Below are 19,428 nucleotides of genomic sequence, written 5' to 3' on the forward strand. Positions count from 1 at the left end.
GGGGCGAAGGTGGCATCGCACCAGGCCGATCCATTCAAAATCGGTATGGATCAATACCCGTTTCGGCTTGGACCCATTGCCGTCATCTCTCTAGGACTGCCCCCGAGGAAATTTTTTCAAGGAGGCGCTAATGAGCGCGATTGTGTCCGCTGCGGACGCGCGGCGATCCCGCGTCCGGCTTCTGATCGTGACGATGCTGTTTCTCGTCACCACCGTGAACTATGCCGATCGCGCCACGCTCTCGATCGCCGGCCCCGCGCTCTCCAAGGAACTGCATCTCGACCCCGTCGCGATGGGTTACGTATTCTCGGCCTTTGGCTGGTCCTATGTGATCGCCCAGGTGCCGTGCGGCTGGCTGCTCGACCGCTTCGGCTCGAAGTGGGTCTATGCGATCAGCATCATCGTCTGGTCGATCTTCACCGCGCTGCAGGGCCTGGTCGGGTTTCTCTCAGCGGGCGCGGCCGTGGGCCTGCTGTTCGCACTGCGCTTTCTGGTCGGCTTCGCCGAAGCGCCATCGTTCCCGGCCAATGCCCGCATCGTCGCGGCCTGGTTCCCCGGCAATGAGCGCGGCACCGCATCGGCCTTCTTCAACTCCGGGCAGTATTTCGCGACCGTGATCTTCGCGCCGCTGATGGGCTGGATCGCGCACGAATACGGCTGGCGCCACGTGTTCTACGTGATGGGCGGGCTCGGCATCGTGATGGGCATCGCCTGGATCAAGACGATCCACGAGCCGAAGGAGCATCCCGCGATCAACGAGGCCGAGTTCGACTACATCAAAGAGGGCGGCGCGCTGGTCGACATGGACGCGGCGAAGGACGGTAAAAAGCACGACAGCGGCCCCAGCTGGGACCACATCCGCCAGTTGCTCGCCAACCGCATGATGCTCGGCGTCTATATCGGCCAGTATTGCATCAACACGCTGACTTGTTTCTTCCTGACCTGGTTCCCGGTCTATCTGGTCAAGGAGCGCGGGCTCTCGATCCTGCAAGCCGGCTTCGTCGCGACGTTGCCGGCGCTGTGCGGCTTCATCGGCGGCGTGCTCGGCGGCGTGATCTCGGACTACCTGCTGCGCCGCACCGGCTCGCTGACCATGGCGCGCAAGATCCCGATCGTCGGCGGCATGCTGCTGTCGATGGCGATCATCGCCTGCAACTACGTCGACAGCCAGGCACTGGTGGTCGGCTTCATGGCGCTGGCCTTCTTCGGCAAGGGCATCGGTGCGCTCGGCTGGGCCGTGGTTTCGGACACCTCGCCGAAGGAAGCCGGCGGCGTCTCCGGCGGCTTGTTCAACACCTTCGGGAACCTGTCCTCGATCACCACGCCGATCATCATCGGCTACATCCTCGCCGCCACCGGCTCGTTCAACGGCGCGCTGGTGTTCGTCGGCGCCAACGCGCTGGTCGCGGCGATCGCCTATCTGTTCATCGTCGGCGAGATCAAGCGGGTGCAGCTGAAGGCGGCCTGAGCGAGGCCGCCGCAGCCGCTACAACATGTCAACGGCGGCTTCGGCCGCCGTCTTTGTCTTCTTGGCCAGTGGGAGGCATCGATGCTAGAACGTACAAATCCTCGAGCGATCCATTCCAGGCTAGCATCGATGTTCGACCTGAACCAGCTCCGCTGTTTCGTCACGGTGGCCGAGGAATTGCACTTCGGCCGCGCCGCCGCGCGGCTCAACATGACGCAGCCGCCGCTGAGCCGGCAGATCCAGGTGCTCGAGCACATCATCGACGCGCCGCTGCTGGAGCGCACCAGCCGCTCGGTGCGGTTGACGCCGGCGGGACGCAGCTTCTTGCCGGAGGCGCGGCGTATCCTCAAGCTTGCGGAGTCCGCGTCGCAGGTCGCCCGCCGCATCGCGCTCGGCAAGACCGGCTCGCTCAAGATCGGCTTCACGGCCGCAGCCGCCTATGGCTTCCTGCCCGACCTGATCGCGGCCGCCCGCTCCCGCCTGCCGGAGGTCGATTTTTCCCTGAAGGAAATGGTCTCCGGCGATCAGTTCGAGGCGCTGACCACCGGCCAGATCGACGCCGGCCTGCTGCGCCCGCCGATCGCGCGGCCGGAATTCGCCAGCCGGCGCGTCGTGGCCGAGCCGCTGCTTGCCGCGATCCCGAAGAAGCATCCGCTGGCCGCGGCCGAGACCGTCAGCATCAAGGATTTCGACGACCAGCCCTTCGTGATGTATTCGCCCTATGAGGCACGCTACTTCCACGATCTGCTGGTGTCGATGTTCACGCGCGCCGACATGCTGCCGCGCTATGTCCAGCATCTCAGCCAGATCCATTCGATCCTCGCCATGGTGCGCGCCGGGCTCGGCGTCGCGATCGTGCCGGAAGCGGCCGCCAGCCTGAAGATCGCGGATGTCCGGCTGAAGCCGCTGAAGTTGCGCACGCCGGTGCCGGTCGAGCTGTTCATGGTATGGCGGCGCGATCACGAGAACCAGCTGCTGCCGGCATTGATCGAGATCGCGACCGAAATCGCCGGCCCGCACCTGCGCGGCGATTGATGCAGATTGTGCATCGCTCGATACCGCGTTTGGCTTGGACGCGCATCGAACGATTTCCTAGAAATCTCGCCATGGACGCGCGCTGCTCGCGCATCCGTTCCAACAGCATTTTAGGAGTGGCGCCATGAGCAAGATGACCCCTCAGGAGATGGCCGCGAGAATCGGTGGCGGCCTCCTGTCCTTCCCCGTGACCCCGTTTAACGCGGATCATTCGTTCGACGAGGCGACCTATCGCGCCAACATGGACTGGCTGTGCGGATATGACGTCGCCGGCCTGTTCGCCGCCGGCGGCACCGGCGAGTTCTTCTCGCTGACGCCGGCTGAGGTTCCGCAGGTCGTGAAGGTCGCGGTCGAGGAGACCAAGGGCCGCGTTCCCGTGCTGGCCGGCACCGGCTACGGCACCGCGATCGCGCGCGAGATCGCGATCGGCGCCGAAAAGGCCGGCGCCGATGGCCTGCTGCTGCTGCCGCCCTATCTCACACATGCCGAGCAGGACGGTCTCGCCGCCCATGTCGAGGCGGTGTGCGCGTCGGTCAAGATCGGCGTCATCGTCTACAACCGCGACAACGCGATCCTGCAGCCCGATACGCTGGCGCGGCTCTGCGAGCGCTGCCCGAACCTGGTCGGCTACAAGGACGGCATCGGCGACATCGAGCTGATGACCCGCGTCTACACCCGGCTCGGCGACCGCCTGACCTATATCGGCGGGCTCCCCACGGCGGAAACCTTTGCCCTGCCCTATCTCGACATGGGTGTCACCACCTATTCATCGGCGGTGTTCAACTTCGTGCCCGAGTTCGCGACCAATTTCTACGCGGCGGTGCGCCGGCGCGATCATCAGACCATCCATGCAGGGTTGAAGGATTTCATCCTGCCGCTGATCGCGATACGTAACCGCAAGAAGGGCTATGCGGTATCGATCATCAAGGCCGGCATGAAGGTGATCGGCCGCGATTCCGGTCCGGTGCGGCCGCCGCTGACCGACCTGACCCAACAGGAGATCGCCGAAGTCGCGGCGCTGGTGGCCAAGCTGCCGCAGGCTGCGAGACAGCAAGCAGCAGAATAGGCCGAAGCGGCGCAAGAACGGAAGGAAGACCAAGGGAGGAGCAGATGATTCAAGACACGATCCGCACCGGCTTTGCCGGCGCCCCCGTCGTCACGGCGATGGAGGTGATCCCGGTTGCCGGCCGCGACGGCATGCTCCTCAATCTGAGCGGCGCGCATGCGCCGTTCTTCACCCGCAACCTCGTCATCCTCACTGACAACTCCGGCCACACCGGCGTCGGCGAGGTGCCGGGCGGCGAGAAGATCCGCAAGACGCTCGAGGACGCACGCGACCTCGTCGTCGGCCAGACCATCGGCGCCTGCAACAACATCCTGGCGTCGATGCGCCAGACCTTTGCCGACCGCGACGCCGGCGGCCGCGGCAAGCAGACCTTTGATCTGCGCGTCACCATCCATGCGGTGACGGCCGTGGAATCCGCACTCCTCGATCTGCTCGGCCAGCATCTCAATCTCCCGGTCGCGGCGCTGCTCGGCGAAGGCCAGCAGCGCGCCAGCGTCGAGACGCTCGGCTATCTCTTCTTTGTGGGCGATCGCAGCAAGACCAGCCTACCTTACGTTGAAGGCGAGACCGGCAAGGCGGACTGGTTCAATCTGCGCCATCAGGTTGCGATGACACCGGACGCGATCGTGCGGCTCGCCGAGGCGACGCAGGCGCATTACGGCCTTGCCGATTTCAAGCTCAAGGGCGGCGTGCTCGCCGGCGAACAGGAGATCGAGGCCGTCACCGCGATCGCCAAGCGCTTCCCACAGGCGCGCGTGACGCTCGACCCGAACGGCGCCTGGTCGCTCGACGAGGCGATCCGTCTTTGCAGCAACATGCACGGCATTCTCGCCTACGCCGAGGATCCCTGCGGCGCGGAGGCCGGCTTCTCCGGCCGCGAGATCATGGCCGAGTTCCGCCGCGCCACCGGGCTGCCGACCGCAACCAACATGATCGCGACCGACTGGCGCCAGCTCTCCCACGCGCTGCGCCTCGGCGCAGTCGACATTCCGCTCGCCGATCCGCATTTCTGGACCATGCAGGGCTCGGTGCGGGTGGCGCAGACCTGCCGCGACAACGGCCTGACCTGGGGCTCGCACTCCAACAACCATTTCGACATTTCGCTGGCGATGTTCACCCATGTCGGCGCCGCCGCGCCCGGCAAGGTGACCGCGATCGACACCCACTGGATCTGGCAGGACGGCCAGGCGTTGACCAAGAAGCCGTTGCAGATCAAGGGCGGCAAGATCGCGATCCCCGACCGTCCGGGCCTCGGCATCGAGCTCGATCGCGGTGCCATTGAAGCTGCGAACGCGCTATACAAGCAGCATGGCCTCGGCGCCCGCGACGACGCGCTGGCCATGCAGTTCCTGATCCCCGGCTGGACCTTCGACGACAAGCGTCCCTGCCTCGTGCGCTAATAAAGAAAGGTTGGAAACATGACCGCCCATCAGAAGAACTTCATCGCCGGCGAATGGGTCGACGGAACAGGCATCACGCGGGACATCAATCCCTCCAACACCAAGGACGTCGTCGGCGAATACGCCAAGGCCGACAAGGCGCAGACCGAAAAGGCGATCGCCGCGGCAAAGGCCGCCTTCCCGGCCTGGTCGCGCTCGACACCGCAGGAGCGCTTTGACGCGCTGACCAGGATCTCGGTCGAAATCCTCGCCCGCAAGGAAGAGCTCGGCAGCCTGCTCGCGCGCGAGGAAGGCAAGACGCTGCCGGAAGGCATCGGCGAGGTGGCGCGCGCCGGCCAGATCTTTGCTTTCTTTGCCGGCGAAGCGCTGCGGCTGACCGGCGAGAAGGGCGCATCCGTGCGTCCCGGCCTCGATGTCGAGATCACCCGCGAGCCGGTCGGCGTCGTCGGCATGATCACGCCGTGGAATTTCCCGATCGCGATCCCGGCCTGGAAGATCGCGCCGGCGCTCTGCTACGGCAACAGTGTGGTGTTCAAGCCGGCCGAGCTGGTACCGGGCTCCGCGCATGCGCTGTCCGAGATCATCGCACGCTCCGGGATTCCGGCAGGGGTCTTCAACCTCGTGGTCGGCTCGGGCTCGGTAGTCGGCCAGACCCTGCTCGAACATCCCGACGTCGCCGCGATCTCCTTCACCGGCTCGGTCCAGACCGGCCGCAAGATCGCGCAGGCCTGCGTGGTCTCCAACCCGATGAAGAAATTCCAGCTCGAGATGGGCGGCAAGAACCCGCTGGTCGTGCTCGACGACGCCGATCTCAAGGTCGCGGTCGAAGTCGCCGTCAACGGCGCCTATTTCTCCACCGGCCAGCGCTGTACGGCGTCCTCGCGCCTGATCGTCACCGCGGGAATTCACGACCGCTTCGTCGCCGCGATGACCGAGCGGATGAAGGGGCTTTCGGTGGACGACGCGCTGAAGAGCGGTGTGCATGTCGGCCCGGTCGTCGACCAGAGCCAGCTCGACCAGGACCTCCGCTATATCAAGATCGGCCAGGACGAAGGCGCCCGCCTGCATTGGGGCGGCGAGCTGTTGAACCGCCAGACGCCCGGCTTCTATCTGCAGCCGGCGCTGTTCACCGAAGCCACCAACACCATGCGCATCGCGCGCGAGGAGATTTTTGGCCCGGTCGCCTGCGTGATCCGCGCCAAGGATTATGAGGAGGCGCTCGCGATCTCCAACGACACCGAGTTCGGCCTCGCCTCGGGCATCTGCACGTCAAGCCTGAAATACGCCTCGCATTACAAGCGCAACAGCGAGGCAGGCATGGTGATGGTCAATCTGCCGACCGCCGGCGTCGACTACCACGTGCCGTTCGGCGGCCGCAAAGGCTCGAGCTACGGCGCGCGCGAACAGGGCGCCTATGCCCGCGAGTTCTACACCACGGTGAAGACGGCTTATACGTTCCCGGGTTGAGACTCATCGCACGGAAAGTGCGCCCTCTCTCCCGCTTGCGGGGGAGGGTTGGGGTGGGGGCTCTCTCCACGAGTTACACTGTGGAGAGAGCCCCCACCCGTCACGCTACGCGTGCCGACCTCCCCCACAAGCGGGAGAGGTAAAGCAAGAAAGCCGTTGGCGCCGAAACCTCAGGAGAGCCCGCATGGACCAGTCGATCGGCGCGAAGGAGCAGCCCCGCTACATCAAGCTCAACGAACGCGACAATGTCGCGATCGTCGTCAATGATTTCGGCCTGCCCGCCGGCTCCCGCTTCGCCTCCGGCCTGACGCTGCGCGCCTTCGTGCCGCAGGGCCACAAGACCGCGCTGGAAGACATCGCCGAGGGCGCGCCGATCATCCGCTATGGCGAGGTGATCGGCCATGCGCTGTCGCCGATCCTGGCCGGCGAATGGGTCGACGAGGCACGCATCCGCATGCCCGACGCGCCGCCGCTCGATCAGCTCGAGATCGCAACCGCGGTGCCGCCGGCGCTGCCGCCGCTCGAAGGTTTTACGTTCGAAGGTTTTCGCAATCCCGACGGCTCGGTCGGTACCAAGAACATCCTCGGCATCTCCTCCTCCGTGCAATGCGTCAAGGGCACGATGGAATATGCGGTCAAGCGCATCCGCGCCGAGCTGCTGCCGAAATATCCCAATGTCGACGACGTCGTGCCGCTGACGCATGCCTATGGCTGCGGCGTCGCGATCACGGCGCCCGATGCCGTGGTGCCGATCCGCACCTTGCAGAATCTCGCGCTCAATCCGAATTTCGGCGGCGAGATCCTCGTGGTCGGGCTCGGCTGCGAGAAGCTCGCGCCGGAACGGTTGGTGCCGGATGGCATCAGTGACGCCATCGTACGGATGCAGGACGAAGCCTTTGACGGCTTCGGCGCCATCGTCGATGCGATCATGACCCAGGCCGAGGCGCGCCTGAAGGTGCTCAACGCCCGCACGCGCGAGACCTGCCCGGCCGCCGATCTCGTGATCGGCCTGCAATGCGGCGGCAGCGATGCGTTCTCCGGCGTCACCGCGAACCCCGCAGTCGGCTTCGCGGCCGATCTGCTGGTACGCGCCGGCGCGACTGTGATGTTCTCGGAAGTGACCGAGGTGCGCGACGCGATCCAGCTTCTGACCCGCCGCGCCGTCAACGAGGATGTCGGCCGCGCGCTGATCCGCGAGATGGCATGGTACGACGCCTATCTCGCCCGCGGCGGCGCCGACCGCAGCGCCAACACCACGCCGGGCAACAAGAAGGGCGGGCTCGCCAACATCGTCGAAAAATCCTTGGGCTCGATCGTCAAGTCGGGCTCCGGCCCGATCACGGGCGTGCTGTCGCCGGGCGAGAAGGCGCGGCAGAAGGGCATGCTGTTTGCGGCTACTCCTGCAAGCGACTTCATCTGCGGCACGCTGCAGCTCGCCTCCGGCATGACCTTGCAGGTGTTCACCACAGGCCGCGGCACGCCCTATGGCCTCGCCGCTGCGCCCGTCATCAAGGTCGCGACCCGCAGCGAGCTCGCGCGGCGCTGGAAGGATCTGATCGATTTCGACGCCGGCTGCATCGCGACCGGCGAGAAGACGATCGAGGAGACCGGCTGGGACCTATTCCGCCTGATTCTCGATGTCGCGAGCGGGCGGACCAAGCCATGGTCGGACCGCTGGGGCATTCACAACGATCTCACGCTGTTCAACCCGGCGCCGGTGACCTAGGACTGGCGTCAACGACCCTGCTGCAGATGCGCACGCGCAAGCGCGGAACATCGCGCATGGAACTCGCGTGAACAGACATTCACCAGCGTGGCAAAATGCTCATGTTCCACGCGTTGAATCGCCCGAATTGATCTCCCACGTCCTCATCAACAGGAGGACGTTCCATGAAACAATCGCAGCACTTCCTCGACAATGCGGAGAACTGCGCGCAGCTTGCCGAGCGCGCTGACGACGAGCCTACCTACAATCGCTTCAAGCGCATGGAAGCGGCCTGGCGCGCGCTGGCCAAGGAGCAGGATTGGCTCGACGGCGAGAGCTCGCCGTCGGAAACCGCAGCGTGAATCAGAAGGTGGCCCGTGCGCGACGAATGCGATGTCGCCGCGGGCCGCTTTCTACTCCGCACTGCGCTGCCGCTGCCAGCGCAAGAGATAGGCCTGCAGCCGCCAGATGATCGCCGACAGCACGACACCGACCAGCATCAGCACCACGACCGCGACCATCATGCCGGAGGCCTCGCCGCGCGCCTCCGACTCGATGATGAGACGGCCGATGCCGCGCTCGGCGCCGATGAATTCGCCGACGATCACGCCGATCAGCGCAAACGAAATGGCGGGCGTCAGCGAGGCGAACACCCAGGCCATGGTCGAGGGGATCACCACGGTGCGGGTGATCTGCCACTCGCTGGCGCCGAGCAGCCGCGCAGCATTGGTAAAACCCTCGTCGATCGAGCGCGCGCCTTCGAAGGTGTTGAAGAACACCAGGAACACCACCACGATCCAGGAGGTCACGATCTTCGACATGTCGCCGATCCCGAACGCCAGCACGATGATCGGCGCCAGCGCGATCCGCGGAATCGAATTCACCGCGGTGATGAAGGGCTGGAAGATCGCGCTCAGGCGGTCGGAGCGCTCCAGGATCAGCCCGGCGACGAAGCCGCTGACCACGCCGGTGACGAAGCCGAAGAAGGTGTTCTTCAGCGTAATGGCGGTAGCGGCCCAGAGATTGTTCTCGTTGCGTGCCAGGCACTTTGCGAAGTCGCCGTTGAACCAGCCGTTGAAGACGCCGAGCTTCGATTTGAGGCAGCTCTGGATCAGGAAATTCTCGTAGATCATCGACGGCTTCGAGATGAAGTACGGGTCGAGCAGATCCGGCACCAGCCACGGCAGTTTTGTGCGCAGGTCGTAGCCCCATTGCCACACCGACAGCACGATTGCGCAGATCAGGACCTGCCAGCCGATCGTGTTCATCATGCTGTATCGCTTCATGGGCTGCGGCCCTTGACGAATTCCTCGCCGAGCGAATGCCAGATGTGCTGGAACAGCTCGGCATAGCGCGGGGTCTCGCGCACCTTCACCGCATCGCGCGGGCGAGCGAAGTCGACCTCGAACATGTCCTTGATCCGGCCCGGCCGCGCCGAGAACAGGATGATGCGGTCGGCGAGCGTCAGCGCCTCGCCGAGATCGTGGGTCACGAACAGCACGGTTTGCTGCTCGCGCTCCCAGATCCGGAGCAGCACCTCGTGCATGTCGATCTTGGTGTGGGTATCGAGCGCGCCGAACGGCTCGTCCATCAACAGGATCTGCGGCTCGACGATCAGGGTCCGCATCAACGCCGCGCGCTGCCGCATGCCGCCCGACAGCGCCGACGGATAGGCATTCTCAAATCCGTTCAGCCCAGCCTGCGCGACGCATTCCGCGATGCGCGCTTTCCGCTCCTGCGCCGGCACGCCTGACAGCTCCAGCCCATAGCCGATATTGTCGGCAACCGTCCGCCAGGGGAACAGCGTATCGCGCTGGAAGACGTAGCCGACATCGGGCGTCGCCTTGCCGGCGACGACGCGCTTGCCGTCGATCAGGATCGCGCCGCCGGTGGGGCGGATCAGCGAGGCGATCATGTTGAGCACGGTGCTCTTGCCCGAGCCCGACGGCCCAAGCAGCGCGACGAACTCGCCGCGGCGGACGTCGAAAGTGACGTCGCGAACAGCCTCGATCGTGGTTTTGGCGAGCTGGAACGACTTGCACAGGCCGTTGACCTCGACGCGGCGGTCGGCCGAGGCGCGCGGCGACGGAGTGACGCTCGTCTCGAGCGCGCTCAACCCGGATAGGCCTTTCGCGCCGCGTCGATCAGGTTGGAGTTGACCACGTCGGCGATCTTGAGCGGCTTGATGCCCGTCATCTCGCGGAACCAGACCTTCTCGCCGCGCGCGAAGCTTGCGGCGTCGATCGTGCCCTCATAGTCCGCGACCTTTTGGATCGCCGTGATCTCGAGCAGATTGGCATCACGCGAGGTGCTGCCGACATAGGGCTCGATGGCGTCGTAGACCTCCGTCGGCTTGTGCGCCTTGATCCACTGCGACGCGCGCCACAGCGCGGTGACGAAGGCCTGCATTTTGGCGGGATCCTTGTCGACGGTCGCCTGCAGCGTGAAATGCGCGGTTACCGGCACCTTGCCGCCGATATGCTTGTTCCAGATCGCCTCGTCGGTGCCGTCGAACAGCAGTTCGCCCCAGCCCTGCTGCTGCGCCTCGTTCAGCAGCGACAGCGAGCTGACAAGGATATCGACTTGCTTCGATTTCAGCGACCCCAGCATGGTGTCGACATTGCCGGTGCCGATCCAGGTCACCTTGTCGTCGAGACCCATGGTTTCCATGTAGTAGGACGCCCAGACATGGTTGGTGCCACCGAGCGAGGACACCGAGACGATCGGCTTGCGGCCGTCGGGCCGCTTCCATTGGGCGAAGGCCTCCAGCGAGTTGATGCCCTGGTCCTTGAGGTCCTTGCGGATGATGAACATCACCGAGTTCGACCGTGTGTCGACCGGCAGCAGCACGCGCGCGGCGCGGCCGTGATTGGTCAGCTGCATCGGATGGGTGACGTCGCCGATGCCGATATCGCCCTGCGACGAGGCGATGATCTCGCGGGTCTTCACGCCGCTGCCGCCCTGCAGCAGCTTGCAGTCGAGCCCGGCTTCCTTGAAGTAGCCGATGCGATCCGCAACAAATTGCGTCTGATAGACCGGCACCGCGACCGGATAGATTGCGCGGCCGGTGGCCGCCTGCGCCCATCCACGCCCCGCAGCCAGCGCCGCGCCGCCGGCAGCGATCACCGTCAGCGCCGATCGCCTCGATACTTGGGGCATGGTGATGCGCGCCATCAGGCGTGCTCCTTGGCCGAGATCTTGTCCAGCGCGGCGAGCACTGCGTCGCCCATCTGGACGGTCGACAGCTTCCTCGCACCGGCTTCTGCAATGTCGGCGGTCCGCGCGCCGGACGCAAGCGCAGTCTGCACCGCCTTCTCCAGCAAATCGGCATCCTCAGGGCGGTCCAGTGTCAAGCGCAGCAGCATCGCGACGCTGAGGATCGAACCGAGCGGATTGGCGATGCCCTTGCCGGCGATATCGGGCGCGCTGCCATGCACCGGCTCATACAGCGCCTTGCGCCGGCCGAAGCGATCGACCGGGCCGAGCGAGGCCGACGGCAGCATGCCGAGCGAGCCCGAAGCCATCGCCGCGCAGTCGGACAGGATGTCACCGAAGATGTTGCCGGTCACCATCACGTCGAATTGCCGCGGCTCGCGCACGATCTGCATCGCGGCGTTGTCGACATAAAGATGGGTCAGCTCGACGTCGGCGAACTCCTCCTTGTGCAGTTTGATCATTTCCTCGCGCCAGACCACGCTGGTCTCCAGCACATTGGCCTTGTCGACCGAGCAGACCTTGTTGCGCCGGGTCCGCGCCAGCTCGAACGCCGAGCGCGCCACGCGGCGGATCTGGTTGGTGGTGTATTGCTCGGTGTTGAAGCCGCGGCGCTGGCCATCGGGCAATGTCTCGATGCCGCGCGGTTCGCCGAAATAGATGCCGCTGGTCAATTCGCGGATGATGACGAAGTCGACGCCGTCGAGCACCTCGGCCTTCAGCGGCGCCGACGCCGACAGCGCCGGGCTCGCCACGATCGGCCGCAAATTGGCGTAGAGATCGTATTTGCTGCGCAGGCCGAGCAGACTGCCGGCCTTGCGCGCCGCCGCCGGCACCTCCGTGGTCTCCGGCCCGCCGGTCGCGCCCCACAGGATCGCGTCGGCCTCGTCCATCGCTTCCGCCGTGTCCTCGGGCAGCACCTTGCCGGTCGCCAGATACGGGATCAGGCCGTATTGCGCCTCGCGCAGCGTCATCGGCACGTTACGTTTGGCCGCGAACCAGTCGAGCACGCGGCGCGACTGCGCGGTGACCTCGGGACCGATGCCCTCACCGCCGACGACGGCGACCTTGACCATGTTGGATTGCGTGCTCATACAGGTGTCCTTGTAGAATGAATCCAGGGCCGCGCCGCGCGGTCGGCGGCCTGGAAGGCGTGGATCTCGTCGTCGCGCTGCAGCGTCAGCGCCACCTCGTCGAGCCCCTTCAGGAGCCCGTCGCGCCGCCGCGGGTCGATCTCGAACGAATGCCGCGCGCCCGACGGCGAGACGATGGTCTGGGCCTCGAGATCGATCGAGATCTTGCCTGCGCCCTGCGTCGCCTCGATGTCGGCGGCAAGCGAATCCACCACCGCCTTGTCGACGATCACGGGGAGGATTCCGTTCTGGAAGCAGTTGGCGAAGAAGATGTCGCCGAAGCCGGAGCCGATGATGGCGCGGATGCCGCGCTCTTGCAGCGACCACACCGCGCCTTCGCGCGACGAGCCGCAGCCGAAATTCGGCCCCGTCACCAGGATCTCGGCCTCGCGGTACGGCTCGCGGTTGAGGATGAAATCCGGATTCTCCGAGCCGTCGGCGAGATAGCGCAGCGAGCCGAACGCCCATTTGCCGAGCGTGCCGCGGATCGAGTTGCCGACCAGGCGCTCGATGCGGATGATGACGTCGGTGTCGATATTGGCGCGCATGATCGGCGCAGCGGTTGCGGTGAGCTTGTCGAACGGCTTTGGCATCACTGGCGTCCCATCATCCTGACATCGGCGATCGCGCCGGCAATGGCTGAGGCCGCCGCACTCGCGGGGCTCGCCAGATGCGTGCGGGCGCGCGGCCCCTGGCGGCCGACGAAATTGCGGTTCGAGGTCGAGACCGAGCGCTGCCCAGGCGCCACCACCTCGCCATTGGCGGCAAGGCACATCGAGCAGCCCGGCTCGCGCCACTCGAAGCCGGCGTCGATGAAGATCTTGTCGAGCCCCTCGGCAACCGCCTCGCGCTTGACGTTTTCCGAGCCCGGCACCACCCAGGCGCGGACCCCGGCCGCGACCTTGCGGCCACGCGCGACCTCGGCCGCGGCGCGCAGATCGCTCAGCCGGCTGTTGGTGCAGGAGCCGATGAACACCCAATCGACCGGCGTGCCGGCAATCGGTGCGCCGCCTTGCAGGCCCATATAGTCGAGCGCGGTCTCGATCGCGGCGCGCCGCGCCGGATCGTCGACCGTCTTCGGATCGGGAATGACGCCATCGACGCCGACGACGTGCTCGGGGCTGATGCCCCAGGTCACTTGCGGGATGATCTTTTCGACATCGATTACGACCTCGCGGTCGAACACCGCGTCCGGATCGCTCGGCAGTTCGCGCCACGCCTTCACCGCGAGATCCCACATCTCGCCTTGCGGCGCATAGGGGCGGCCGCGCAGGAATTCGAAGGTCTTGTCGTCCGGCGCCACCATGCCCATCTTGGCGCCGAGTTCGATCGAGAGGTTGCAGATCGTCAGCCGGCCCTCGATCGGCAGCGCCCGGATCGCGCTGCCGGCATATTCGACCGCGTAACCGGTGCCGCCGGCGGCGCCGACATGCCCGATCAGCGTCAGGATCATGTCCTTGGCGGTGACGCCGAGCGGCAGCTTGCCCTCGAAGCGCGCGCGCATCGTTTTCGGACGCTTCTGGATCAGCGCCTGCGTCGCCAGCACATGGGTGAGCTCGCTCGATCCAATGCCGAAAGCGAGTGCGCCGAGGCCGCCATGGGTACAGGTGTGGCTGTCGCCGCAGACGATCGTCGCGCCCGGCAGGCTCAAACCGAGTTCCGGCCCGATGACGTGGACGATGCCCTGGCCGGGCTGGTCGACATCGAACAGCGTGATGCCGCTCGCCGCGGTCTCGACCCGCAGCGCGGCCAGCAATTCCATTCCGATCTTGCTGGTTCCGGCGCGGCCGGGCGCCGTCGACAGCGCATGATCCGGCGTCGCAAAGACCAGTTCGGGATTGTGAACCTTGAGGCCACGGCTCTTCAGGTCGAGCAGGCCGCGCGAGCCGCCGAGATCGTGCAGCAGATGGCGGTCGATATGCAGGAGATCGGTGTCCTCGCTGAGGCGGGCAATGACATGCTGGTCCCAGATCTTCTCGAGCAAACTTCGTCCGGGCATCCGCCTTCCCCTGCTCTCTGCGTTTCCATGCGGCTTGATCTTATTGACGCCAATCTGTGCCAAAGTTGTCGTCAAGTGAAGCAGTTTCGTCCTAACATCACATATGTGATGGAGGTGCGGTAGTTGACCCGCCGCGGAGACAGCTATGCCGAACTCGAATAAGACGGCCATCGTCAAATCGGCCATGCGGACGTTTGCAGTTCTGGAGTTCTTTCGGGAAACAAAGCGGGCTGCTTCCGTGACTGAAATATCTTCCGCGTTGGAGATGCCCCAATCGAGCACGTCAGTATTGCTCAGCAGTCTCGTTGAATTGAACTACCTCGAATACGACCGACAGACCCGGCGTTTCATCCCTAGCTACCGGGTAAATCTGCTTGGTGATTGGATCCGTCGTTCTCCGTTCCGTGACACAAAGCTCACCGATCTGATGGAGGAACTCTGGACCGCGACTGGCGGCGAAACCGTGATGCTTGGACAACAGGCAGGCGCCGCTGGGATGCAGTATCTACACGTTGTACGCGGCGGCTATCAGCTTCAGTTCATTGCACATGCTGGTCAAATACGACCGATGGTTCGTACCGCGCTCGGACACGTGCTGCTGAGCCAAATGCCAAATACCAAAATTCGCGGCATCATCCGTCGCAATAACGCCGAGGAGCCGAGTCAGTCGGCGCGCGTTCGCGAATCGGCCTTTCTCGAAGAGGTCGAGCGCATTCGCCGCCGCGGCTTTTCCGAGTCCAGCGGCCGCACGACGCCGGGCGCAAACACAATAGGCATGCTTGTACCCCTACCCAAGAGACGCGCTCCGCTCGCGATCGGCATCGGCGGACCGATCGAACGAATCGCGGCGAAGCGCGCGCGCATCATTGAGGTCATGCAGAGTCGGCTGAAGAAACTGGCAGATGAAGCTAGGCCAGGATTCGTTGAGAAATGACCTCTCAGGACGCTTAACGCGTGCGGGTGACAGAACCGTAGCCCGGATGCAGCGAACGGGTCGCGCGAACGAGCGCCCGATGACAGGCTCCGCGCAATCCGGGGAGCCAGCCGCATCCGCGCGAAGGATCCATCCTCTCCTTCCCCCTGAAAGGGGAAAGGTCGGGATGGGGTCAGCCGCAGGCGACTCTCTATGAGGAGAGCGCCGATCCCCACCCGCTTTGCTCTGGCGAGCAAAGCGACCTCCACTTTTCAAGGGGAGGTTAGCTTCATCCGGGCTACTGAATTCCTACGACGCCAGTGCTTCCTCCGGCATCACGACCGCGAGATGCTGGCTCTCGGCCACGGCGCGGTTGGTGATGCGGCCGCGATGGACGTTGAGGCCGGCGCGCAGATGCGGATCCTCGACCAGCGCGCGCAGTCCCTTCGATGCCAGCGCCAGGCCGAACGGCAAAGTGGCGTGGTCGAGCGCGTGGCTCGAGGTGACCGGCACCGCGCCCGGCATGTTGGCAACGCAGTAATGCACGATCTCGTCGACCAGATAGGTCGGCGCCTGATGCGTGGTCGGCTTCGAGGTTTCGAAGCAGCCGCCCTGGTCGATCGCGACATCGACCAGCACCGCGCGGCGCTTCATGCTGGCGAGCTGCGCGCGCGAGACGAGCTTGGGCGCGCTGGCGCCCGGGACCAGCACCGCGCCGATCACGACGTCGGCGGCGATAATCTCCTGCTCGATCGCCTCCAGCGTGGCGTAGCGGGTGCGGACACGGCCGATGAAGAGATCGTCGAGCGCGCGGAGCCGCGGCAATGAGCGGTCGAGGATGGTGACGTCGCTGCCGAGCCCGGCGGCCATCCGCGCCGCATGGGTGCCAACCACGCCGCCGCCGATGATCGCAACCCTGGCCGGCGGAACGCCCGGCACGCCGCCAAGCAGCTTGCCCATGCCGTCGGCGGATTTGCGCAGCGCAGCGCCCGCCGCCTCGATCGCGAGCCGGCCGGCGACCTCGCTCATCGGCGCCAGCAGCGGCAGCCCGCCATGCGCATCCGTCACGGTCTCATAGGCGATCGCCGTGCAGCCGGAAGCGAGCAGGCCCTTGGTCTGCGGAACGTCGGGCGCAAGATGCAGATAGGTGAAGAGGATCTGTCCCTCGCGCAGCCGGGCCCATTCGGCCGGCTGCGGCTCCTTCACCTTCACGATCATGTCGGCGACGGCAAACACCTCATCGGCGGTATCGGCGATCCGCGCGCCGGCCTGCGTGTAGACGTCGTCGCCGGCACCGATGCCGTCGCCGGCGCCACGCTGCACCACGACCTCGTGTCCGTGCGCCACATACTCCCGCACCGAGGCCGGCGTCAGCCCGACCCGATATTCCTCGACCTTGATCTCCTTGGGCACGCCGATGCGCATGGTCCGCTCCTTGAATGGATTCGTTTCCGCTCTCCTTAAGGGTATTCCCCGTCACACGGCGTTTCTCAGCGAATTCCGGCTTGTGCACATCCAGATACGCTCATATCCTTCGTCGCGGGCTCAGCTCTTGAAGGAAAACTGCGTGGACGGTCTCGATCGTATCGACCTCAGAATCCTCAGCGAGCTGGTCACTGATGCCCGCGCGAGCCAGATCGAGCTCGCGGAAAAGGTCGGGCTATCGCCGACCGCCTGCGCGCGTCGCATCCGCCATCTCGAGGAGATCGGCGTGATCCGCGGCTACCGCGTTGATCTCGAGCCGAGCGCGCTGGGACTTGTGACAACGGTCGTCGTCACCATCACGCTGGAGAAGCAGAGCGAGGACTATCTGGCGGCATTCGAGGCCGCGATCGCGCGGTGCCCCGACGTCGTGTCCTGCCATCTGATGTCGGGCAGCGACGATTATCATCTGCAGGTCATCGCCCGCGACATCGCCGACTTCGAGCGCATCCACAAGCAGCATCTGTCGCGGATGCCCGGTGTCGCGCGCATCCATTCCAGCTTCGCGATGCGCGAGGTGGTCCGCCGCACCATTCCAGAGACCGCGCTGCGCGGCTGACGCAGAGCGTTTTCGAGCGGAAGTGGACACCGGTTCGCGTGAAGAAAACGCGTCAAAATAAAAACTAGAGCAACGGATCAGGATGGATTGCGGCTCGCGCGCGGCCACATCCGCGCCAGCGTCTCGTCCTTCTTCACCACGGCATGCCAAAACGTCGCGGCGATGTGCAGCACGACCGCGGCGTAAACCACGTAGGCGAGCGCGCCGTGCGCGAGCTCGCCGGCATGTTCGACCGCCTTGTTGTCGGCGAACAGCCGCGGCCAGCTGAAAGTCCAGAAATAGCGCAGCGAATAGCCGCCGGCCGACGAGAACATGTATCCCGTCACGGGCATCACGAAGAGAACGAAGAGGATGGCGTAGAGCGCCCAGTGATTGAGCCGCGCGGCGATCTTGACCAGCGGCGAGAACGATCCCGGCTCCGGCGGCGCCGTGGTCGCAGTCCGTACGATCAGCCGCAGGATCGCCAGCATGAACAGCGTCATGCCGAGCGACTTGTGCACCTCGAGCAGCTCGCGTCGCGGCGACGTCCCCGCCGGCTGCAGCCCGCAATAGAGCCCGATCAGCATTGCCGCGATGAACAGCACCGCGGTCGCCCAATGAATCCTGCGCAGCAGCGGGTCGTAGCTGGCCGTCATGTCCGTCGTCACAAGGCGCCTTCGCTTGAAGCCAGCCCGTGCGGGTTCGGCCCGAAAAAGGAAGCAGTTCAATAGATGATCGCGCGAAGCCTGCCTACCGGCGCGGGCGTCAAATTCGATCACGATCGCGAAGGGCCGGGGCCGAGACTTCTCCCCTCGTCATTCCCGGGCGCGCAGAGCGCGAACCCGGAGTGTCGAACGGAGGGTCGGGCGCACCACGCGCTCGCTGTCACAAATCTCGCTGTCATAATTGGAGCCCTGCCCGCGCCACACGCATTTTTTAGTCGTGATTCCCGGCCGTCTGTGACAGAATTAATACACCCAAATGTCAATTCGGTTACACGCGGAGCGGTGAATGAGCATGGAGTGGCGGGCACGGCCGGTTTCGCTGGCTTGGTCGAATCCGGTGGTCCGTTGGTGGGGCATGCTGAGCCTCGTCAGCGCCGCCAACATCGCGGTGTGGTTCGCGCTTTACCGCCAGTTCCACGAGCAGGCCAATGGCAGCCTGAGCAACACCTCCGGCATCGGGCTGATGCTGCTGCTCTGTGCCGCCTATGTGTTCGGCTGCGCCTTCCGCTCGGTGCTGCCGCGCGCCGACGTGCAGCGCATCTGCCTGGTCGACACCTGGCTGTCGAGTGTCGTGGTCGGCCGCACCGTCGCCACCGTCGCCGAGGTCTGCTTCGCCGCGCAATGGGCGATCGTGCTGTATCAGCTCGGCACCATGAGCGGCGCCGAGACCACCGTGAACATCGCCTGGATCATCGTGCCGCTGATCGTCATCGCGGAATGCTTCTCCTGGTATGCGGTGCTGACCACCCACTATCTCTGCAACGCGATCGAGAACTCGATCTGGGCCGTGGTGTTCTTCCTGGTCGGGATTGCGCTGTGCCGGCTGCTGCCCGAGTTTCACGGCCCGGTGCGCTGGGCCTTCATCGTCGCGATCGTCGGCATCGCCGCCTTCCTCGCCTTCCTGATGACCGTCGACGTCCCGATGTATCTGAACCGCTGGCGCGCCAATCTCGCCGCCGGCGGCACGCTGCTGCATCCGCTCGACGGCTTGCGCGACGTCAGCCGGCGCTGGGTCGTGACCCACGACATCGCCGAGTGGCGCGAGGAAATCGCCTGGATGTCGCTGTATTTCAGCATGGCGGTCTGGTCGAGCCTTGCGCTCTGCGTCGGCTATTCGCTCGCGGATCAGCTGCCACGTTACCGCACCGAGCCCGTGATTGTCAGCACGAGCACGGCGCCGGCGGCGCAGCACACCGCAACGATCGAGGCTGTGGCGACACCCCGCAATTGATCGGCGGCCGACAGCCGCAGCTTGTGGCCAGCAGCGCTTTCGGAGTAAAGGCT

At 65.3% G+C, this 19,428-nt stretch carries 18 protein-coding genes; 10 read left to right on the forward strand and 8 right to left on the reverse strand.

Features of this window, described 5'->3' with window-relative positions:
• Window positions 1–130 precede the first annotated feature (130 nt).
• The 7 genes from G6P99_RS39865 (at window position 131) to G6P99_RS39895 (ending at window position 8,503) form a co-directional block, all read left to right on the forward strand.
• Entirely contained in the window at window positions 131–1,468 is a 1,338-nt protein-coding gene (locus G6P99_RS39865; protein WP_165126052.1) for an MFS transporter, read from the forward strand.
• Window positions 1,469–1,597: 129 nt separating this feature from the next.
• A complete protein-coding gene (locus G6P99_RS39870; protein WP_029082801.1) occupies window positions 1,598–2,503 on the forward strand; it encodes a LysR substrate-binding domain-containing protein in 906 nt (301 codons plus the stop codon).
• A gap of 124 nt (window positions 2,504–2,627) precedes the next feature.
• Entirely contained in the window at window positions 2,628–3,569 is a 942-nt protein-coding gene (gene kdgD / locus G6P99_RS39875) for a 5-dehydro-4-deoxyglucarate dehydratase (RefSeq protein WP_029082800.1), read from the forward strand.
• A gap of 44 nt (window positions 3,570–3,613) precedes the next feature.
• Window positions 3,614–4,969 (forward strand): glucarate dehydratase, encoded by a 1,356-nt coding sequence (gene gudD, locus G6P99_RS39880; protein ID WP_029082799.1) that lies wholly within the window; start codon window positions 3,614–3,616, stop codon window positions 4,967–4,969.
• 18 nt (window positions 4,970–4,987) lie between these two features.
• Window positions 4,988–6,436: an aldehyde dehydrogenase family protein gene (locus G6P99_RS39885; RefSeq protein ID WP_029082798.1), complete on the forward strand. Its 1,449-nt coding sequence runs from the start codon at window positions 4,988–4,990 to the stop codon at window positions 6,434–6,436.
• A gap of 184 nt (window positions 6,437–6,620) precedes the next feature.
• Window positions 6,621–8,162: a galactarate dehydratase gene (gene garD / locus G6P99_RS39890; protein WP_029082797.1), complete on the forward strand. Its 1,542-nt coding sequence runs from the start codon at window positions 6,621–6,623 to the stop codon at window positions 8,160–8,162.
• A gap of 164 nt (window positions 8,163–8,326) precedes the next feature.
• On the forward strand, window positions 8,327–8,503 hold the full coding sequence (locus G6P99_RS39895; RefSeq protein WP_165126055.1) for a hypothetical protein: 177 nt from the start codon (window positions 8,327–8,329) through the stop codon (window positions 8,501–8,503).
• Between the two features lie 51 nt (window positions 8,504–8,554).
• On the opposite strand, the gene G6P99_RS39900 is transcribed toward G6P99_RS39895, so the two are convergent.
• From G6P99_RS39900 to leuC, 6 genes are read right to left on the reverse strand one after another with little or no spacing between them, the layout of a single operon-like run.
• Window positions 8,555–9,427: an ABC transporter permease gene (locus tag G6P99_RS39900; protein WP_165126058.1), complete on the reverse strand. Its 873-nt coding sequence runs from the start codon at window positions 9,425–9,427 to the stop codon at window positions 8,555–8,557.
• The gene (locus tag G6P99_RS39905) at window positions 9,424–10,257 is read right to left on the reverse strand and encodes an ABC transporter ATP-binding protein (protein ID WP_165126061.1); all 834 of its coding nucleotides are present in this window, start codon (window positions 10,255–10,257) and stop codon (window positions 9,424–9,426) included. The genes G6P99_RS39900 and G6P99_RS39905 overlap by 4 nt, the downstream gene beginning before the upstream one ends.
• Window positions 10,254–11,315, reverse strand: a complete 1,062-nt coding sequence (locus tag G6P99_RS39910; protein WP_029082794.1) for an ABC transporter substrate-binding protein — start codon at window positions 11,313–11,315, stop codon at window positions 10,254–10,256. The genes G6P99_RS39905 and G6P99_RS39910 overlap by 4 nt, the downstream gene beginning before the upstream one ends.
• A complete protein-coding gene (leuB, locus tag G6P99_RS39915; protein ID WP_029082793.1) occupies window positions 11,315–12,448 on the reverse strand; it encodes a 3-isopropylmalate dehydrogenase in 1,134 nt (377 codons plus the stop codon). Before leuB ends, G6P99_RS39910 begins: the two co-directional genes overlap by 1 nt.
• The gene (leuD, locus tag G6P99_RS39920; RefSeq protein ID WP_029082792.1) at window positions 12,445–13,080 is read right to left on the reverse strand and encodes a 3-isopropylmalate dehydratase small subunit; all 636 of its coding nucleotides are present in this window, start codon (window positions 13,078–13,080) and stop codon (window positions 12,445–12,447) included. Before leuD ends, leuB begins: the two co-directional genes overlap by 4 nt.
• The gene (gene leuC, locus G6P99_RS39925) at window positions 13,080–14,486 is read right to left on the reverse strand and encodes a 3-isopropylmalate dehydratase large subunit (RefSeq protein ID WP_029082791.1); all 1,407 of its coding nucleotides are present in this window, start codon (window positions 14,484–14,486) and stop codon (window positions 13,080–13,082) included. Before leuC ends, leuD begins: the two co-directional genes overlap by 1 nt.
• A 145-nt stretch (window positions 14,487–14,631) precedes the next feature.
• Here leuC and G6P99_RS39930 point away from each other — a divergent pair, with 145 nt between their 5' ends.
• Window positions 14,632–15,420 (forward strand): IclR family transcriptional regulator, encoded by a 789-nt coding sequence (locus G6P99_RS39930; RefSeq protein WP_029082790.1) that lies wholly within the window; start codon window positions 14,632–14,634, stop codon window positions 15,418–15,420.
• Window positions 15,421–15,708: 288 nt separating this feature from the next.
• Here the strand turns inward: G6P99_RS39930 and ald are convergent, their stop codons facing one another.
• Window positions 15,709–16,824: an alanine dehydrogenase gene (gene ald, locus G6P99_RS39935; protein WP_029082789.1), complete on the reverse strand. Its 1,116-nt coding sequence runs from the start codon at window positions 16,822–16,824 to the stop codon at window positions 15,709–15,711.
• A gap of 127 nt (window positions 16,825–16,951) precedes the next feature.
• Here ald and G6P99_RS39940 point away from each other — a divergent pair, with 127 nt between their 5' ends.
• Window positions 16,952–17,440 (forward strand): Lrp/AsnC family transcriptional regulator, encoded by a 489-nt coding sequence (locus G6P99_RS39940; RefSeq protein ID WP_165126064.1) that lies wholly within the window; start codon window positions 16,952–16,954, stop codon window positions 17,438–17,440.
• 77 nt (window positions 17,441–17,517) lie between these two features.
• Here G6P99_RS39940 and G6P99_RS39945 read toward each other — a convergent pair whose 3' ends face one another.
• A complete protein-coding gene (locus tag G6P99_RS39945; protein WP_029082787.1) occupies window positions 17,518–18,075 on the reverse strand; it encodes a cytochrome b in 558 nt (185 codons plus the stop codon).
• A gap of 361 nt (window positions 18,076–18,436) precedes the next feature.
• On the opposite strand from G6P99_RS39945, the gene G6P99_RS39950 reads away from it, so the two are divergent.
• Window positions 18,437–19,375, forward strand: a complete 939-nt coding sequence (locus G6P99_RS39950) for a hypothetical protein (protein ID WP_029082786.1) — start codon at window positions 18,437–18,439, stop codon at window positions 19,373–19,375.
• Window positions 19,376–19,428 lie beyond the last annotated feature (53 nt).

The sequence above is a fragment of the Bradyrhizobium sp. 6(2017) genome (genome assembly GCF_011058295.2).
GTDB classification, from domain to species: Bacteria; Pseudomonadota; Alphaproteobacteria; order Rhizobiales; family Xanthobacteraceae; genus Bradyrhizobium; species Bradyrhizobium septentrionale.

Coding starts and splice junctions, on each gene's coding strand:
- garD (WP_029082797.1), top strand. CDS start 6,621: ATGGACCAGTCGATCGGCGCGAAGGAGCAGCCCCGCTACATCAAGCTC.
- gudD (WP_029082799.1), top strand. CDS start 3,614: ATGATTCAAGACACGATCCGCACCGGCTTTGCCGGCGCCCCCGTCGTC.
- leuD (WP_029082792.1), bottom strand. CDS start 13,080: ATGCCAAAGCCGTTCGACAAGCTCACCGCAACCGCTGCGCCGATCATG.
- G6P99_RS39900 (WP_165126058.1), bottom strand. CDS start 9,427: ATGAAGCGATACAGCATGATGAACACGATCGGCTGGCAGGTCCTGATC.
- leuB (WP_029082793.1), bottom strand. CDS start 12,448: ATGAGCACGCAATCCAACATGGTCAAGGTCGCCGTCGTCGGCGGTGAG.
- G6P99_RS39950 (WP_029082786.1), top strand. CDS start 18,437: ATGGAGTGGCGGGCACGGCCGGTTTCGCTGGCTTGGTCGAATCCGGTG.
- G6P99_RS39870 (WP_029082801.1), top strand. CDS start 1,598: ATGTTCGACCTGAACCAGCTCCGCTGTTTCGTCACGGTGGCCGAGGAA.
- kdgD (WP_029082800.1), top strand. CDS start 2,628: ATGAGCAAGATGACCCCTCAGGAGATGGCCGCGAGAATCGGTGGCGGC.
- G6P99_RS39865 (WP_165126052.1), top strand. CDS start 131: ATGAGCGCGATTGTGTCCGCTGCGGACGCGCGGCGATCCCGCGTCCGG.
- G6P99_RS39895 (WP_165126055.1), top strand. CDS start 8,327: ATGAAACAATCGCAGCACTTCCTCGACAATGCGGAGAACTGCGCGCAG.
- G6P99_RS39930 (WP_029082790.1), top strand. CDS start 14,632: ATGCCGAACTCGAATAAGACGGCCATCGTCAAATCGGCCATGCGGACG.
- ald (WP_029082789.1), bottom strand. CDS start 16,824: ATGCGCATCGGCGTGCCCAAGGAGATCAAGGTCGAGGAATATCGGGTC.
- G6P99_RS39910 (WP_029082794.1), bottom strand. CDS start 11,315: ATGGCGCGCATCACCATGCCCCAAGTATCGAGGCGATCGGCGCTGACG.
- leuC (WP_029082791.1), bottom strand. CDS start 14,486: ATGCCCGGACGAAGTTTGCTCGAGAAGATCTGGGACCAGCATGTCATT.
- G6P99_RS39945 (WP_029082787.1), bottom strand. CDS start 18,075: ATGACGGCCAGCTACGACCCGCTGCTGCGCAGGATTCATTGGGCGACC.
- G6P99_RS39885 (WP_029082798.1), top strand. CDS start 4,988: ATGACCGCCCATCAGAAGAACTTCATCGCCGGCGAATGGGTCGACGGA.